This is a genomic window from Anaerococcus sp. NML200537 (assembly GCF_026131715.1).
Lineage (GTDB): Bacteria > Bacillota > Clostridia > Tissierellales > Peptoniphilaceae > Anaerococcus > Anaerococcus kampingae.
Map to the genome: position 1 here is coordinate 1 of NZ_JAMXSL010000026.1, position 16,918 is coordinate 16,918.

At 34.0% G+C, this 16,918-nt stretch carries 14 protein-coding genes and 1 riboswitch; of the genes, 11 read left to right on the forward strand and 3 right to left on the reverse strand.

From position 1 onward, the window contains the following. Positions 1-102: 102 nt before the first annotated feature. Entirely contained in the window at positions 103-1,155 is a 1,053-nt protein-coding gene (locus NH288_RS07800; protein ID WP_265214430.1) for a hypothetical protein, read from the reverse strand. Between the two features lie 314 nt (positions 1,156-1,469). On the opposite strand from NH288_RS07800, the gene tyrS reads away from it, so the two are divergent. From tyrS to NH288_RS07840, 8 genes are all read left to right on the forward strand, one after another. Continuing rightward, the gene (gene tyrS, locus NH288_RS07805; RefSeq protein ID WP_265214432.1) at positions 1,470-2,720 is read left to right on the forward strand and encodes a tyrosine--tRNA ligase; all 1,251 of its coding nucleotides are present in this window, start codon (positions 1,470-1,472) and stop codon (positions 2,718-2,720) included. 71 nt (positions 2,721-2,791) lie between these two features. Further along, complete coding sequence (locus tag NH288_RS07810; protein ID WP_265214433.1) at positions 2,792-4,696, forward strand: BglG family transcription antiterminator; 1,905 nt, start codon at positions 2,792-2,794, stop codon at positions 4,694-4,696. Between the two features lie 132 nt (positions 4,697-4,828). Beyond that, a complete protein-coding gene (locus NH288_RS07815) occupies positions 4,829-5,152 on the forward strand; it encodes a PTS lactose/cellobiose transporter subunit IIA (protein ID WP_265214435.1) in 324 nt (107 codons plus the stop codon). Positions 5,153-5,156: 4 nt separating this feature from the next. Further along, entirely contained in the window at positions 5,157-5,801 is a 645-nt protein-coding gene (locus tag NH288_RS07820) for a hypothetical protein (RefSeq protein WP_265214436.1), read from the forward strand. Between the two features lie 11 nt (positions 5,802-5,812). Beyond that, entirely contained in the window at positions 5,813-7,147 is a 1,335-nt protein-coding gene (locus tag NH288_RS07825; RefSeq protein WP_265214437.1) for a PTS sugar transporter subunit IIC, read from the forward strand. A 12-nt stretch (positions 7,148-7,159) separates the two neighbouring features. Beyond that, positions 7,160-8,326: a MupG family TIM beta-alpha barrel fold protein gene (locus NH288_RS07830; RefSeq protein WP_265214439.1), complete on the forward strand. Its 1,167-nt coding sequence runs from the start codon at positions 7,160-7,162 to the stop codon at positions 8,324-8,326. A gap of 111 nt (positions 8,327-8,437) precedes the next feature. Next, positions 8,438-9,019 (forward strand): protein adenylyltransferase Fic, encoded by a 582-nt coding sequence (gene fic / locus NH288_RS07835; RefSeq protein ID WP_265214441.1) that lies wholly within the window; start codon positions 8,438-8,440, stop codon positions 9,017-9,019. Then, positions 9,012-9,602 carry a sugar O-acetyltransferase gene (locus NH288_RS07840; RefSeq protein WP_265214443.1) on the forward strand — a complete coding sequence of 197 codons (591 nt, stop codon included), beginning with the start codon at positions 9,012-9,014 and terminating at the stop codon, positions 9,600-9,602. The genes fic and NH288_RS07840 overlap by 8 nt, the downstream gene beginning before the upstream one ends. Positions 9,603-9,690: 88 nt before the next feature. Here the strand turns inward: NH288_RS07840 and cytX are convergent, their stop codons facing one another. Together cytX and thiD are read right to left on the reverse strand one after the other, a co-directional pair. Continuing rightward, positions 9,691-10,851, reverse strand: a complete 1,161-nt coding sequence (gene cytX, locus NH288_RS07845; RefSeq protein WP_265214445.1) for a putative hydroxymethylpyrimidine transporter CytX — start codon at positions 10,849-10,851, stop codon at positions 9,691-9,693. After that, the gene (gene thiD / locus NH288_RS07850; protein WP_265214466.1) at positions 10,835-11,653 is read right to left on the reverse strand and encodes a bifunctional hydroxymethylpyrimidine kinase/phosphomethylpyrimidine kinase; all 819 of its coding nucleotides are present in this window, start codon (positions 11,651-11,653) and stop codon (positions 10,835-10,837) included. The genes cytX and thiD overlap by 17 nt, the downstream gene beginning before the upstream one ends. A 183-nt stretch (positions 11,654-11,836) precedes the next feature. After that, positions 11,837-11,941, reverse strand: a riboswitch (TPP riboswitch). A gap of 167 nt (positions 11,942-12,108) precedes the next feature. On the opposite strand from thiD, the gene NH288_RS07855 reads away from it, so the two are divergent. From NH288_RS07855 to NH288_RS07865, 3 genes are read left to right on the forward strand one after another with little or no spacing between them, the layout of a single operon-like run. Continuing rightward, positions 12,109-13,308 carry an ArsR/SmtB family transcription factor gene (locus NH288_RS07855; RefSeq protein WP_265214447.1) on the forward strand — a complete coding sequence of 400 codons (1,200 nt, stop codon included), beginning with the start codon at positions 12,109-12,111 and terminating at the stop codon, positions 13,306-13,308. Beyond that, the gene (locus NH288_RS07860; RefSeq protein WP_265214449.1) at positions 13,292-15,160 is read left to right on the forward strand and encodes an ABC transporter ATP-binding protein; all 1,869 of its coding nucleotides are present in this window, start codon (positions 13,292-13,294) and stop codon (positions 15,158-15,160) included. Before NH288_RS07855 ends, NH288_RS07860 begins: the two co-directional genes overlap by 17 nt. Further along, positions 15,150-16,916 (forward strand): ABC transporter ATP-binding protein, encoded by a 1,767-nt coding sequence (locus NH288_RS07865; RefSeq protein WP_265214451.1) that lies wholly within the window; start codon positions 15,150-15,152, stop codon positions 16,914-16,916. The genes NH288_RS07860 and NH288_RS07865 overlap by 11 nt, the downstream gene beginning before the upstream one ends. The last annotated feature ends 2 nt before the right edge of the window (positions 16,917-16,918 follow it).

The following is a 16,918-nucleotide window of genomic DNA, read 5'->3' on the forward strand; positions in this document are numbered from 1 at the left end:
CTAGTGTAAGATTAGTTAATGATGATGTATTACTATTTTGTTTCATAAATACATTGTATCAGAAAAAGACGAGGATGTTTAATTTCCTCGTCTTTTTCTATGTTAGGACTTTTGCAACAGCCCCTTTACTGATGATAGGGCTGCTATATTTACAATATTATCCATGATTTTCTTTACAGTCCACAAGAAATCATCTTCTGATAGGTTTTTTGTTTCTATGACATAGTTATCATCAAGAATTTTAAACTCTGCCCTATATAAATTTCCACCTGTATAGGCTGATAAAATCACATCTTGACCATTAATTTTTGATTTTTTCTTATCAGGAAGCCTGTAATCATTTAAAACTTTAGAGCCTTTGCCTGCTACTTGAAAGAGAATTTGTGACTTATCATTTACCAAATAAGTTTCAATAAATAGCCTTTCATCATAGGCTCCCTTGTCAGACTTGCCTAGGATTTCAACAGGAGCTTCTATTTTATAACCACCTATTCCTTGTAAGGTTTTTTCTACTAGGTCTACCAAATTCTTATCGGCAAGCTCTTTGCTTTGAGCATCTAATTTAGGGCTTGATATGCCTTGATTATAATTTATATCGTCCCCTTCTCCGCAAGAGATTATATTTTCAAAACTTAGCTCTGGCCTATCGATCATTTTAAGTGTCTCTTGATATGTGTAGTCGCTTTCTACTAGACCCATATAATCAAAATAGTCACGTACTTTTTGGAGGGTCATAGCCCCAGTGGTATAAATCTTTAAAAATTGTGCCTTATTTAATTTACCAAAAACTGGATCTGTCATATTTTTGACTTCTTTCCACCTGTCGATTCTCTTATCACCATATTTGTACCATTTTATGATGGTTTGGTAAAAAGAATTGTAGGCCTTGATCAAGTTTTTTACCTTAGGTCTTGCCAAAATTTCTTGCTTTTCTTCTTTAGAAATCTTTCCAACCTTGCTTTCCCCAAATGGGTGGACTTGTCTGCCCTTTGTCACACCAAAATGATATAGGGCTGGCAAATACATCCCATCTTCATAAGAATAATCACCCTTACCAAAGCCCTCGCCTGTGTATTTGTTAGAATCAGCAAAGACACTCACATTTGGCATTAGCATGGCGACCATAAGAGCACATGCTATAAGTTTCTTTTTCATGGTATCTCCTTTCTTTTTTTCTCGTATCTACTTATTATAAATATACCCCGATTTTGTTATTTCAATAATAAATTATCAGGCTAAATTGTCAATATTTGACAAAAAACATTTACAGGCGTTAAGTAGATGTAAGAATAAAACTTACAATGAATTCCAGTAGGATGGTTTGAAATAACTTATCTGAACTTACACTTTCATTTTGTTTAAGGCGAATATGGGCGCCTGTCCCATATGCAGAGTATAAAAAAAGCTGGTACCGCATTTATTGCGCTTTTATGCTCTTTTTTTGTGCTTATTTTAAGAAAGGAAAAAAGATGAAATTTACTTACGAAAAAGAATACGATAATGTTTTTGATGAACTAGTAGATCGTGGCTACTATGAACAAGCCACCAACGAAGAAGAACTAAAAAAAATCCTTGCAAATGATTCTGTGAAATTCTACTGTGGCTTTGATGCTACAGCAGATTCACTTACAGTTGGTCACCTTATCCAAATTATGGTTATGATGCGCATGCAAAACTACGGCCACAAGCCAGTTGCCCTTCTTGGTGGAGGTACAACCCTAATCGGTGATCCATCTGGAAGAAGCGATATGCGCCAAGTTATGACAGTTGAAAGAATCGACCACAATGCTGACTGCTTCTATAAGCAATTTCAAAGATTCTTGGACTTTTCTGACGGCAAGGCAACCATGCTTAATAACAAGGATTGGCTCCTTGACCTTAAATTCCTTGAATTTTTAAGGGATGTAGGAAGCGAATTCTTGGTAGGTGAAATGCTTAAAAAAGATGCCTACAAAAATAGACTTGCAGCAGGCGGCCTAACCTTCTTTGAATTTTCTTATATGCTATTGCAATCTTACGACTTCTTAAAAATGTATAGGGACAATGACGTAACCCTTCAAATGGGTGGATCTGACCAATGGTCAAATATCATCGGTGGAGTGGACTTAATCAAAAAACACGAAGATGGTAAGGCTTATGGTATGACCTTCTCCCTACTTACAACAGCAGATGGAGTAAAGATGGGCAAGAGCCAAAAGGGAGCTGTATGGCTAGATGAAGAGAAGACTTCACCATATGAAATGTTCCAATACATGAGAAATGTCGATGACAGGGACGTGGAGAAATTCCTCCTTCAACTAACCTTCCTACCAACAGCAGAATGTAAGAAATTAGGATCAGCAACAGATGCAGCAGAAATCAACAAGGCCAAAGAAATCCTAGCCTACGAAGTAGTAAAACTAGTTCATGGCAAGGACAAGGCAGATGAAGCCCTATCCGCAGCAAGAGCCCTATTTTCAGGCAAAGGCGATGAAAGTGCCATGCCAACCACACAAATTTCTGCATCTGACCTACCAAAAGGCCTTCTAGCCCTAATGACAGAAGTAGGCCTAACCAAATCAAACGGTGAAGCAAGAAGAACAGTCCAACAAGGCGGCGTATCAATCAACGACGAAAAAATCACAGACCCAGCCTTTGAAGTAACAGAAGAAATCTTTGAAGATAATAGAATAATAATCAAAAAAGGCAAGAAAAACTTCCACAAGGTGGAATTAGCCTAAGACAATCCCCTAAGTCTCCTGATTTAGGGGATTTTTCATATAAAATTAGTATAGTAGGATTAGGTGATATAATGAATACTCGACATAGCAAACTAATAAATGAATTATTAAATAGGAATATGTCCTTAGAAGATATAGCTAACTTTCTAAAAGTTTCACAAAGAACCGTTAGAAATGATATATCAAAAATAAATAATTTTTTAGTAAAATATAATTCCTCAATAAAAAAATTAAAAGACAATTCTTATTCTTTAACATTTGTAAATGAGATAGATGAGAAAATTTTTAAAAACGATTTCTTTTCTTTTGACAGCTTTAATTTTAATGAACCTAAAGATAGAATTTTATATATTAAATTAGCTTATTTATATGCTGAAAATTATATTAAACTAGACGATTTAGCAGACGAAATGTTTATTAGTAAATCAACAATTCAAAATGACCTTAAACAAGTTAAAAAAGATTTAGAGAATTACAACTTAAAATTAAAATTTAAAGCAAATTATGGTATGAAGATATCTGGAGATGAAAAATTAATTAGAAATGCTATATCTGACATAATTTATAAAACTTCTCAAACTTATAATTTCGAAGATATTGGCGAAAAACTTCTTTCTTATAGCCAAAATAAAATAAGCTTAGTGCGACATATAATAATTGATAATGTAAAGAAATCTGATATCGAGCTTTCAGATTTAGCAATGAACAATCTTATAGTTCACTTAATAATAGCTATGAAAAGAATCGAGAAAAATATTTATCTAACAATTGATATGCCTGAAGACTTATCAGAATTTAATGAATATTTGATTTCTAAATCAATTGTATATGATTTAGAAAATGAGTTTAATATTAAATTTCCAAAAGAAGAGCTAGATTATATAACTATGCACTTAATTGGAACTAGGTTAAGCTTTGATAGTGAGGTTACAGAAAAATGTAGCTCATGTGAATCTAGTCTATTAGATATGACATGCAAAAAATTAATAACTAATGTACAATCATCACTAGATTGCGATCTCGAAGGTGATTCTCAACTATACTATGGCTTAGTTAATCACTTGAAGCCTGCAATTTACAGATTGAAAAATAATATGAGCATAAGAAATCCCCTGTTAGAATCTATAAAACTAAACTATCCAGATATTTTTAAATCATGTTACAATGAATCTCAAATATTAAATAACACCTTTAATATTGTTTTAAATGAAGATGAAATTGGATTTATAACAATTCACTTTGGGGCTGCAATTGAAAGATATAAACTAAATGCTCCAAAGTTAAGAGTCCTTCTGGTTTGCACTACAGGTGTTGGAAGTTCTCAACTTTTAAAATATAAATTAAAATCTAAGTTTAATAAAAGGATTACAATTGTCGGTGTAAGTCAATACTATAATTTAGATAAATTCAGTGATGATGATTATGACATAATAATTTCTACAGTTCCTTTTAACAATAATTCTACTAAAACTTGTATAGTTATAAATGATATATTAGGAGAGAGTGATTTTTCAAAAATCGAAAAATTTATTAATAAAAAAGAATTAAATTCCCAAAAAAAATATCTAAATGCTGATGACATATTTTTAGATCTTGATTTTAATAATAAAGATGAAATCTTACAATATATGTCTGCGAAGCTAAATTATAGAATAAAAAAAGATCATAATTTGTACGAATATATATTAGAAAGAGAAAATATAGCAAATACCGACTATGGAAATTTAGTTGCTGTTCCGCATCCTATTAAACCTATAGCCAAAGAAACTTTTATCTCCGTAGGGATTTTAAAAAATAGGGTTAATTGGGGAAATAATTTTGTCAGAATTATAATATTTTTATGCTTAGGTGAAAATGAAGTCGATAGCTTAGATGATTTATATGAAAGAATATTTAAATTTACTGATAATATAGAAAATGTAAATAAGATTCTATATTCAAAAAATAAGAATGACATAATAAAATTATTTTCATAAGTAATCTCAACCCAAAAGAAATACCTAATTTATTTTGGGCTGAGATTTTTTTTCATTTTTTATGAAAAAGTTTGCCTTAACATTTAAAAGTTTTTATAAGATAATATAGACATAGAGATAAAGGAGGTATTTATGGAAGAGAATTTAAACTACGAAGAAATTATTATGACTATCATAGCTCATGCTGGTTCCGCAAGAACTTTAGCCATGCAAGCTATAAAGAGTGCTAAAAATAATAACTTAGCAAATTCATATGATTTTTTAGAAAAATCTAATCAAGAATTTTTAAATGCCCATAAAATACAAACAAAATTAATTGAAGAGGAAATAAAGGGCAGGAAAGTTGAGCTCAGCTTGTTGATGGTCCACGCTCAAGATCATCTAATGAATGCAATGACAGTAAAAGAGTTAGCAGAAGAATTTATTTCAATTTACAAAAAAATTAATAGAGGATAATTAAGTGAAAAAAATAATTCTTATATGTTCAGCTGGTATGTCTAGCTCAATAATTGCTAGAAAACTTAACAATAAATTCAAAAATTATGGAGATGATATAATTGTTAGTTCAGCATATTTAGGTAAAGGAATTAACTCGTTAAAGGAAAATGATTATGACTTATACCTTCTGAGCCCGCAAATAATGAATTATAAAGACGTAATAATAAGTGATTACCATTTAAATGAAAATCAATTACTTTCAATTCCTGAACATCTATATATACCAATTGAAAATTCTATAAATCGTTTAGGAGAACTTATTAAAGACAAAATTAATTATCAATTAAATAAAGAGGAAAAAAAAGGAGAAAAAATGAAAATATTACTAGTTTGTGCCGGAGGATTTTCTACAAGTATTATCATGGGAAAGGTTAAAAAATGGGCAGAAGAGAATGAAGAAGATATAACTATTGAAGCCACAGGTAAGGAAGCATATACAGATATTTGGGAAGACTATGACTGTATATTACTTGGACCACAAATCGCTTATGCACTTGATGAAATTAAAGAAAACGTTTCAATACCTGTTGCTTGTATAGAACCAATGGTATATGCACTTGCAGATAGCCAAAAAGTTGTTGATCTGGCCAAAAATATAACACAATAGAGGAGAATATCATGCAAAAACAAATTGAAAAGTTTGCAAATAGTAGATTCATAATATGGTTAAGAAATTTAAGCCAAAAATTATCACAAAGCCCATCTTTTTCAACCATATCCACCGGAATGAGTTCAAATATGGGAATCATATTAATTGGTGCAATCGTTCAAATACTAGTAGCCATAATAGGTATAGCTTTTAAAATCACCCCTGATAATCCTATATATCAATTAATATATATGCCATATAAGGTTACGATGGGAATTCTAGCTTTGTTTATGACATTTAGTTTAGCTCATAAATACACCCAAAAACTAAAAGTAAAATCATCCCCTGTTCAAGCTGGATTCATTGCGATAATAAGTTATATATTAGTTGCCGCACCTATAGAAACTATTCAAAGTGAAGCTGGTGCAATAAGCGTTATAAATATAGATAATCTAGGAGCAAAAGGACTATTTATAGCAATTATAATAGGTCTATTATCAGTAAGAATAACTAAATTTGCTATAGATAAAAATCTTGTTATAAAAATGCCTGAATCAGTTCCGCAAGGAGTTATCGAAGGTTTTAACTCAGTTATACCTGCTTTATTAAATATAATTGTATGGTATGGGTTAACTTTATTAATCAGCTATATATCAAAAGGTGCCTTCACTCTTTCAAGTTTAATTACATTTTTATTAGCATATCCTGTAAAATATTTAGAATCAACTGCTGGTATGGTAGTTATTCTATTATTAGCGCAACTATTTTGGTTTTTCGGAATCCATGGAACTTCAATAATAATGTCTGTAGTAATGGTTCCTTTAATAGCTGCATATACAACAAACTCTGAACTTGCAGCACAAAGTCTACCTCTAGTTTACAGTGCTATGTTCTTATTTGGGGCAAACGGATCTGTTGGTGGTGCAGGTAACACATTGCCAATAGTATTAATGGGACTAAAAAGTAAATCGAAACAAATTAAAGCTGTATCTAAAGCTTCTCTAATACCTAGTATTTTTGGTATAAATGAACCAGTCGTATTTGGATTTCCTATAATGTATAATCCTATACTCATGATACCATTCTTACTTGCACCGATTGTTTATATGGTTTTCTTATACCTAGCATACCATTTTCAATTAATCTCATTACCACATATTCTTGTCTTTGCACTATTACCAATGGGCGTTGGTGGTTTCATGAATACTTTAGACATAAGGAATGCAATAATGCCATTTGTTATGTTACCTGTTATGTGGCTTGTTTGGTATCCATTTTATAAAATATATGAAAAAGATCTTATTAAAAAAGAACAAGAAATGGAAAAACTAGAAAAAGAAAATAAATTAAAAAAACAACTATAGAAAGGATAAATAATGAAACATAATCTTGGAATATCAGTATATCCTGATGTAAGTGATATAGCAGATATAAAAAAATATATTAAATTGGCATCTAAGTATGGATTCAAAAGAATTTTCTCTAGCATGTTCTCTGTTAAAGGTAGCAAAGAAGAAGTGCTCAATTATTTTAAAGATTTAATAAATTATGCACATAAATATGACATGCAAGTTGCATTAGATGTAAATCCAGATTTATTCAAAAGGCTAGGAGCAAGTGTAGAGGATTTATCAGTATTTAGAGATATTGATGTAGACATTCTAAGAATGGATTTAAGTTACGGCGGAGAAAAAGACTATATTCTTGTTAATAATCCTTATGGTATAAAAATAGAGTTTAACTCTTCTGAAAAGATAGTTGAAGGCTTATTAAAAGCAGGGGCAAAAAAAGATGATTTTCTAATATGTCACAACTTTTACCCACAAAGATATACTGGTTTAAGTTGGGATGGTTTCTTAGAAAAAAATAAGAAGATAAAGTCTTTGGCTAATGTTAAAATAGGAGCATTTGTTAGCTCAAACAATAACCCAACTCATGGAGTTTGGGATGCCAAGTATGGACTTCCTACAGTAGAAAGATTAAGAGATCTTGATATTGGACTTCAAGCAAGAATTTTACTCGCTAGTGGTATGGTAGATGATATACTTATTGGAAATGCTTACGCTAGCGAAAACGAATTAAGAACCCTTTCAGAAACTATAGAAGGTTATGAATTAAAAAAAGATATGCCTATCATAAATATGCTAGTTGAACACGGTATTCTTAATCTTGATTATCCAAGAATTATAAAGATTAACCCTGATATTTCTGATGATATTAGTAATGTTGAAAGAGAAATAATATTTAATTTTGAGCCTCATATGGCCCTAGGAGATGATTCAGAATTTATATGGCGCTCAAGAATGTCACGATTCAACCCTGATTTATCCATCAAACCTAGAGAAAATGAGAAAAAAACTTTCCTTCCAGGTGATATAGTTATCGTAAATGATAATTATAAACACTATGCTGGTGAAGTTCAAATAGTTCTTAAAGATATAGAAAATGATGGTCAGAGAAATTATATAGGTAAAATTAAAAATGATGAGATGCTCTTAATGGATTTTTTAGTAGGAACAAGCATTGTAAAATTCATAGAATAATAATAAAAGGCAAGAAAAACTTCCACAAGGTGGAATTAGCCTAAGATTAGCAGACCCTAGGGTCTGCTTTTTTGATTTCCTAAGAGTATAATTTATAAAAAAGGAGGGCCTATGAACAAGAATGAAGAATATTTGAGCAAAAAAAGAGCCATAGAGCTTTGGGATACTGGCCTTATAGATGATTTTGAAGTGGGTACTTTCAAATCCCTAGCAGATATCCACGCCTACCTATTCCAAGATGTCTTTGATTTTGCTGGAAAAATCAGGACTGTAAATATATCTAAGGGCTCTTTCCGCTTTGCCCCCCTTCTTTTTCTAGAGTCCAATCTATCTATCATTGAAAAAATGCCAGAAAATAGTTTTGATGAGATTATTGATAAGTATGTAGAAATGAACGTGGCACACCCATTTCGTGAGGGAAACGGAAGGGCGATTAGGATTTGGCTTGACCTTATCTTAAAGAAAAACCTAGCTAAATGCATCGATTGGGACAAGATTGATAAGTTTGTCTATCTTTCCGCTATGGAGAGATCTGTTGTAAATACACTTGAAATAAAACATCTTTTAAAATCTGCACTCACAGATAAAATAGAAGATAGAGAAGTTTTCATGAAAGGAATCGACAAATCCTACCTCTACGAAGACCTCTATGACATATCTATAAGAGAAATTGACAAGGAAAACCATGACTGAAAAAGAAAAAATGCTTAAGGGCATCCTTTATGATGCTAATTACGATGAGGAATTAAAAATAGACAGGCTAAGGGCCAAGGAACTTTGCTTTAAATACAATACAAGCCTTCCATCAGATGAAAAGCTCCTTAGGGAAATAATCCACGACCTAGGGATAAAAACTAAAGAGAATTTCTTCTTTACCGGGCCTTTTTATTGCGATTATGGCTATAATATTTCTATTGGGGAAAATTTTTATGCCAACCACAATCTCATAATCCTTGACGGAGCAAAGGTTAGTTTTGGAGATAATGTCTTTATCGCCCCAAATTGTACCTTCTCAACAGCAGGACATCCTATAGATAAGGATAGGAGAAATAAGGGTCTTGAATATGCCCACCCAATTACAGTAGGCGATGATGTCTGGTTTGGGGCAAATGTAAGTGTCATGCCAGGGGTTAGTATCGGATCAAATGTAGTAATAGGAGCAGGCAGCCTTGTAAATAAGGACATACCTGATAATAGCCTGGCCTTCGGCAACCCTTGTAAGGTCTATAGGCAAATCACCGAAGAAGATAAGAAAACTTCTTGGGATTTCAAATAAAATATCCACTTAAAAACTGACCTTTTAAGGTCAGCCAGACTTTTTACAATCTGACTGAACTTTTGGGTCAGTTTTTGCTTATAATTATTTAGTCTTTTATGATTTTTTCTGCGATTACTTTTAGGATGATAACAATTACTATACAAGCTATGGTTGAGCCTATAAAAATATCCATCTTTAAGAGCATCCTATAGATTATAAAGCCAATTAGCCAAATTATCATATTTTTGACATAGATGTCTGTACTTGTGACATCTTTTTTTATTATGAAATAATCTGCGATTTGGACTGCAATCATTGGAGCAAAGACAGAACCTATTAAGTAGAGAAAGTCTGTTATATCATCCATTGGGAAAATTATCGCCCCAATTGTGCCTATGATTGTGACAATTATGCCTATCTTTTGGCCGTTCACTTTTTTTGATAGGGATTCGGCTGAGATACCTGCAGAGTAAGCATCTAGGAAGGTGGTTGTAACTGTAGATAGGATAATTATCAGCATGGCAGCAAGGCCTAGGCCTGATTTAACCATAATCATGGCTATGTCGCTTTCCTCTGTAAGAAGGGCCATGCCCATTCCTATCACATACATCCAAATTGATACAAGGCTGTATGTTAGAGTTGATGTGAGCGTTGCAGCCTTTGGGTCTTCTGCCTCTCTAGTGTAGTCAGAAATAAGTGGCATCCAAGACATAGGCATGGCTATGGCAAGCTCAATTGCAAGGCCAAAGCTCATGGCATCTTTGCTGGCTTCTGACATAAAGTCAACTCCCTTTAGGATTTTAAAGGAAAGGACGATAGTTAGAATAAATAAGAGGGACATGGAAACTGTATTTAGTTTTCCAAGATTTGAAATTCCTATTTTTATCCAAACTAAGATCAAAAGTCCAATCACTAGGGCCCAAAAGATGTGGCTTGTGGCAAAGACGTGAGATGTTGAAATCGCCCCGTCATAGATCATAATGGCAGTCCATCCTACAAGTTGCAATACATTTAAAAAGGCAAAAAATAGACCTCCCTTTTGACCAAAGGACATCTTAACTGTCTCCATGGCTGATTTTTCGCTCATACCGCCTATTATGCCTGCCAAATATAAAAGGATAGCCCCTATCAAATGGCCGATGAGGATTGCCATAAGTCCGTTTTTAAAGCCAAGTGGTGCAAAATAGGTACCTGTGATAATTTCCGCTATGGAAACCCCAGCCCCAAACCAGATGAGGCCGTTTTCAAAATTAGAAGTCTTTTTCATCATAGACCTCCTTGTATTCTTCTTTTATATCAAAGGCGTGGTTCATTGGACCTGAGCCTTTACCTAAATTAAGGCCTGCTGCAAGGGCTTTTGAGATATAATCCTTGGCTTTTTTGACTGCTTCATCCATTGGATATCCTTTGGCAAGGTTAGAGGCGATTGCTGATGACAAAGTACACCCTGTTCCGTGGGTATTATTTGTATCAATTCTCTTGCCATCAAACCACTTGCCTTCCCCTTTTGCATAGAGGTAGTCATTGGCATCATTTAAGGCATGGCCGCCCTTTAAGAGAGTTGCGCACTTATATTTGGATGAAATCTCCTTAGCAGCCTCTTCCATATCTTCTACAGAAGTAATTTTCCTACCGATTAGGATTTCTGCTTCTGGGATATTTGGTGTTAGGACATCTGCAAGTGGAAAGAGCTTATCCTCAAGGGTTTTGATGGCATCATCTTGTAATAATTTTGCCCCGCTTGTTGCAACCATGACTGGGTCTACAACAATATTTTTGGCCTTATAATGGATAAGTCTTTCTGCAATTACCTCGATTAGGACACTTGATGAAACCATGCCAATCTTAACTGCATCTGGAAAAATATCCGTAAAAACCGAATCCAATTGTTCTTTCAAAAATTCTGGACTTGCTTCTAAAATATCACTTACGCCGGTTGTGTTTTGGGCAGTCAAGGCTGTAATTGCACTCATGGCAAAAACCCCATTTACTGTCATAGTCTTGATGTCTGCTTGGATACCGGCGCCTCCACTGGAGTCTGAACCCGCAATGGTCAATGCTTTTTTCATTTCTGTCATAAAAATCTCCTTACATTGTTTTCTATAGCGATAAAAGGTGGTGCCCCCAATCTAACGCTTATTATTTTTACTTGCCTAGCAAGCTTGCCGATTTTCGGCAAGAATCTTCCTTTCTTAAAAATTTACAAAAAAATAAGACAAGCAAGGCCTGTCTTAATAAGCTCTCATAAGAGTGAGTAAAATTTGTACACATCCCTACGTTGGCATTACCCAAATCAGGTAAGGTCGAGGTTTATAACCTCCTCTCAGATCTTAGAAAGAACTCCCTTGTATACATCAATTGTAAAACTTATAGGAAATAATGTCAAGGAAAATTTTCCTATAATCCATTAGATTAATATCGAATAAAGACCTATTGAAGTTAGATGTAATTTATCTTATAATTAAGTTAATAGAAATCTAAGATAAAATTAAATATTAGATATAAATCTAAGAAAGGATATACAATGAAAACTAATTTCTATAATTTTAAGCTCATAGAACAGCCCTTACTTGTAAATGAAGCTGGTCTTATGGTTTACCTTTATACAGACTACCTAGCTGCAAAGAACAAAAACTTTATCTCTTTTGAGGAGTCTTATCCAGGTTTTAATTACTCCCAGGATATGAATTTAACCTCAATAGATACTGCTTTTTACAACAACAAGGCCTATACAGACTTTGTTAGAAGTGTAAAAAAGGAGTCCCTTCCCTATCTAGAAGAGTTTTTTCATGACCAGAATGAGGACATTTTAAATCTTTTTTACATATTTACAGAAAACGATGGAAATTATTTGCCTTTTATGGCAGGTGTTTTCCAAAATATCAATGTTAGCTCTATTAAAGAATTTTCCTATGAGATCTTTGACCTAGTCTTCAACCTAGCTTTTTTAAGATATATAGGTGTTGACATAGATGATCCAGAATTAAAGTCTACAACTATAAAAGAATGGTCAAAAAAAGCTTTAAAATCAGACTTTCTAAGCTTAATAGCTAGTCTACCCTACGGAGATAAGCTTTCTATGGCACTTTTAAGGTCTTTTTCCAACAAAAAATCAATCTATGATAGACTTTATCCTCTTTTAGAAAAAATTTGCCAGATTTTAGAAAATAATTTTTATAAAATCCAAAACGAATTCATGGACCATTTTAAAAAAATAAAAAAAGATAGCTACAAAAAGGTAAGTGAAGTAATAGACCAAGTTGGCTTAGCAAGTTTTTTAAGCAAAAGAGATGAGCCTTTTAACATCTATGGTCTAATCCTTGCTCCGAATATGACCATGATACAATTCATATCAGAAGATTATGATGATGCTTTCATCAAATTTGGAATTTATTCTAGCAAAGAATTTGTCAAAAAGGAAAATAAACTAAAACACCTAAGCCAATACCTCAAAATCCTAGGAGACCCAACAAGGATTGATATTCTAGATTTACTTAAGGAAAAGAATTACTATGCCAAAGAGCTTTCTGATAAACTTTATATAACACCTGCCACCTTATCTTATCACATAAGCCAGCTTCACGTATGCAGCTTTATTGGAGCATACATTGAGGGCAGGAAGACCTATTATTATTTAAGACGTCCTGGTTTTGAAAAAGTAATAGAAGAACTTACCGAATTTTCTAAGGACATAAGGGAGGAAAGAAATGCAAAAGAATCTTAAAAACCTAAAAGAAAACCTAGCCCAAAATCTAAATGACGAAGAGGTCATAAAATCATACTTAAGAGCGGATAAATTATCAAATTTTGACCTTCTAAAAATGGCCTATGAGCCTTTTAAGGACAATCTCAAAATAAAATTATCCCTCATAATTTACCCTATGACAGCAGGCCTAATACCTATAATTCAAGCCTTTATCATGTATTACCTAGTTGATCTCATAGAAAAAAACACCGAACTTAGGACCATGATTTTAACTATTATAGGCTACGCCCTAATAATTTTCATCTGCTCCATGGTTTCAAATCAAATAGAGCGTAGAACTTACCCAACTTATATGGGTACAAGGCTATCCACCTTCATCAAGGCTTCTGGTCCTATCATGGAAATGGACTACGGTCTTGGGGAAAATTCTCTCTTCATGGCCGAATTTTCCAGAGGTTTTGAACCTTTTTCTAACAATGTCCAGGGTCTAGAAGGAATTTACCACGATATGTATAAGCTTTTGGCAAATCTTATCTCCTTTGTGATAATATCAGTGATTATGGCAAAATTATCTCCCCTAATTTTTATCCTTGCTATAATTTCAATCCTAATCCAAATTGCGATTAGAACCTATACTGACAAATACAGGCATGCCCACATGGGAGAGCTTAACAAGGTTAGGAGAAAAACTGACGCCTATTACAAGGAAGCATCCGACTTTCGCTTTGCCAAGGATATTAGGGTATTTTCCTTCAAGGACAGGTTTATAGCAGGTTTTAGGCCCCTTGTGGCTGATGTAGTTAAAATTTCAAGGACCTTTATCAAGCCTGAGATGTATTTATCCCCTGTCCTTGCAGTCCTCCTCGTGGGAATCGAAGCTCTTTGCTTTTATTTCCTAACAGGGAAAATTTTAGCAGATCAAATAACCCTTAAAAACCTAACTTTAATCATCACTTCCGTGGCTATCTATAGCACCGTTATCTCAAATCTAGTGATGAATATTGCCCAAACCAGGTCAAATCTCCTCTATGTAAGCGATGGTTTTGATATGATTAGGGCGGATTTAAAGTCAAAGGCAGGTAAGGAAAAAATCACAGGTCCAATGGCCATAGAATTTAGAAATGTAAGCTTTTCCTATCCCTGCTCTTCCGTAAATGTATTAGAAAATCTGTCTTTTACTATCAAAGAAAAGGAAAAGGTCGCCATAGTTGGTGTAAATGGTGCAGGCAAGTCTACCATAGTTTCCCTAATTCTTGGTCTTTATAAGCCAACAGCAGGCGAAATTTTTATAAATGGTATAAATGCCAATGACCTTGACCTTAAGGAAAGATATGCCGCCTTTGCCACAGTCCTACAAAATGTAGAACCCCTTGCAGTTTCTATTGCAGAAAATGTAGCGGCTACTGATGAAAATATCGACAGAGAAAGAGTTATCGATTCTCTAAAAAAGGCAGGTTTAGGATATAAGCTCGACCAATTACCAAAGGGAATCGACACCCAGATGACTCGAAATATCCACGACGATGGGACACTTTTTTCTGGAGGAGAAAATCAGAAACTTGCCATAGCCAGAGCCCTTTATAAGAAGGAGGCTGGAGCATTAATAATGGATGAGCCAACAGCAGCCCTCGATGCCCTAGCAGAAGAAAAAATTTATAGGGACCTCGATGAAATCAGCAAAGACAAGACTCTAATTTTTATCTCCCACAGACTAGCATCTACCAGATTTTGTGACAAAATTATGCTCCTTGATGGAGGAAAGATTACTGAATATGGTACTCACGAAGAGCTTTTAAGGCAAAATGGTCTTTATAAGGAAATGTACGAATCCCAAAGAAAATACTATTTGGAGGAAAAGAATGAAAAATAAATTAAGAGCCCTCTGGCTTTTTGCAAAAATTACGGCAAAAAACGATCCTCTTTATATACCGGTAATTATCCTAAATGCCTTGGCACCTGCGGCAGCTACCATGATAAACGTCTTCGTGCCAATGATTTTTATTAATCAAATCACAGACCCGAGGCCAGGTTCTGACTTTATAAAAATTGTTCTCAGCTTAATTATTGGAAAAATTCTCCTAAAAAGTCTAGAAAGACTCCTAAGCCGAGAAGAATTTGTAAGACGCCAAGGGATTAATGATTACCTAACCTTTGAACTAGCCAAAAAAGCCATGGATTTGACCTATCAAAACATAGAAAATCCTCACACCCTAGACCTAAAGGAAAAGGCTAATGCTGCCATAAATATGGGAGCTATCCATAACTTGCTGTCATGCCTTAAGGATATAATAACAAGTGTGGCAACCATCATAGGAACTGCCCTTGTAATCATATCTTTCTCCCCTTACTTGGTCGCATTTTCAATATTTATTTCCCTCTTAATAATTTTTGTAAATGGAAAAGAAGCTGCCTACACCAGCAAATTTGACCTGGAGATTGTAAATGTAAACAGGAGATTCTCTTATTATTTCTCCCTCATGGCAAGTCCCCACTACCAAAAGGAAATTAGGGTTTTTGACCTAGGACCTCTTATGAAATCAAAAACCAAGGGATATCTAGATGAGATGATGGCTGGCTTTGAAGATAAATTTGCCTATGAAGCTAATATGGGCGCTCTAAAAATCTTTTTAGAATCAATTCTAAGGCTAATATCCTACACCTATGTAGCAATGAGGACCCTATCAGCAGCCTACGGGCCACAGATAAGTTTTGGTTCATTTTCTGCTATAATAGCTGCAAATGAAAACTTCATGACAGCCTTTCAGACCATGTTTTCTGAGCTAGCAGCCTTTATAATGAGCCTTGTCAACCTCGAGCCCCTCTATGATTTTTATATCCTAGATTCTGACAAGGAAGAAAATTTAAAAGAAGCTGGAGAATTTGAAAGCCTAGAATTTATTAATGTATCCTTCACTTATCCAGGATCTGATAGAAAGATTATTGATGATATATCTTTTAAAATCAATAAGGGCGAGAAAATCTCTATTGTAGGTGTAAATAACGCAGGAAAGACAACTATTGTTAAGCTTCTCCTAAGATTTTTTGATATCGATGCTGGAGAAATTTTATACAATGGAGTCAATATCAAAAATATCTCAAAGGCCTCCCTCTATGAGAAGATGAGCGGAGTTTTCCAAGATTTTTCAATCATGCCTTTTACAATCAAGGAAAATATTATTGGAAATATGGATTATGATGAGGAAAATGTTAGCGAAATTTTAAAGGAATTAGACCTGGACGAGAGGGTTAGAGCGCTTGAAAATGGCCTTGATACCTATCTAAACAAGGATATCTACGAAAATGCCACAGACCTATCCCTTGGCCAAAAGCAAAAACTTGCCATAGCCAGGGCCATCTACCACAAGCCAGAATTTATAATCCTAGATGAGCCAACAGCAAGCCTAGACCCATTAGCAGAAGCCCAGGTCTATGAACATTTTAACGAAATGACAAAAGATAAGACCGCAATTTTCATCTCCCATAGGATGAGCTCAACCAAGTTTACAGACAAAATCCTCCTTTTAGATGAGGGAAAAATCGCAGCCTACGACAGCCACGATAATCTCATGAAATACAAAAATAAATACTCCGACCTCTACAAGGCCCAGGCTAAGTATTTTGTATAAAT

Bases quoted from the DNA above. Each gene is read 5' to 3' on its own strand.
- NH288_RS07800 (WP_265214430.1), bottom strand. From the start codon at position 1,155: ATGAAAAAGAAACTTATAGCATGTGCTCTTATGGTCGCCATGCTAATG.
- tyrS (WP_265214432.1), top strand. From the start codon at position 1,470: ATGAAATTTACTTACGAAAAAGAATACGATAATGTTTTTGATGAACTA.
- NH288_RS07810 (WP_265214433.1), top strand. From the start codon at position 2,792: ATGAATACTCGACATAGCAAACTAATAAATGAATTATTAAATAGGAAT.
- NH288_RS07815 (WP_265214435.1), top strand. From the start codon at position 4,829: ATGGAAGAGAATTTAAACTACGAAGAAATTATTATGACTATCATAGCT.
- NH288_RS07825 (WP_265214437.1), top strand. From the start codon at position 5,813: ATGCAAAAACAAATTGAAAAGTTTGCAAATAGTAGATTCATAATATGG.
- NH288_RS07830 (WP_265214439.1), top strand. From the start codon at position 7,160: ATGAAACATAATCTTGGAATATCAGTATATCCTGATGTAAGTGATATA.
- fic (WP_265214441.1), top strand. From the start codon at position 8,438: ATGAACAAGAATGAAGAATATTTGAGCAAAAAAAGAGCCATAGAGCTT.
- NH288_RS07840 (WP_265214443.1), top strand. From the start codon at position 9,012: ATGACTGAAAAAGAAAAAATGCTTAAGGGCATCCTTTATGATGCTAAT.
- cytX (WP_265214445.1), bottom strand. From the start codon at position 10,851: ATGAAAAAGACTTCTAATTTTGAAAACGGCCTCATCTGGTTTGGGGCT.
- thiD (WP_265214466.1), bottom strand. From the start codon at position 11,653: ATGAAAAAAGCATTGACCATTGCGGGTTCAGACTCCAGTGGAGGCGCC.
- NH288_RS07855 (WP_265214447.1), top strand. From the start codon at position 12,109: ATGAAAACTAATTTCTATAATTTTAAGCTCATAGAACAGCCCTTACTT.
- NH288_RS07860 (WP_265214449.1), top strand. From the start codon at position 13,292: ATGCAAAAGAATCTTAAAAACCTAAAAGAAAACCTAGCCCAAAATCTA.
- NH288_RS07865 (WP_265214451.1), top strand. From the start codon at position 15,150: ATGAAAAATAAATTAAGAGCCCTCTGGCTTTTTGCAAAAATTACGGCA.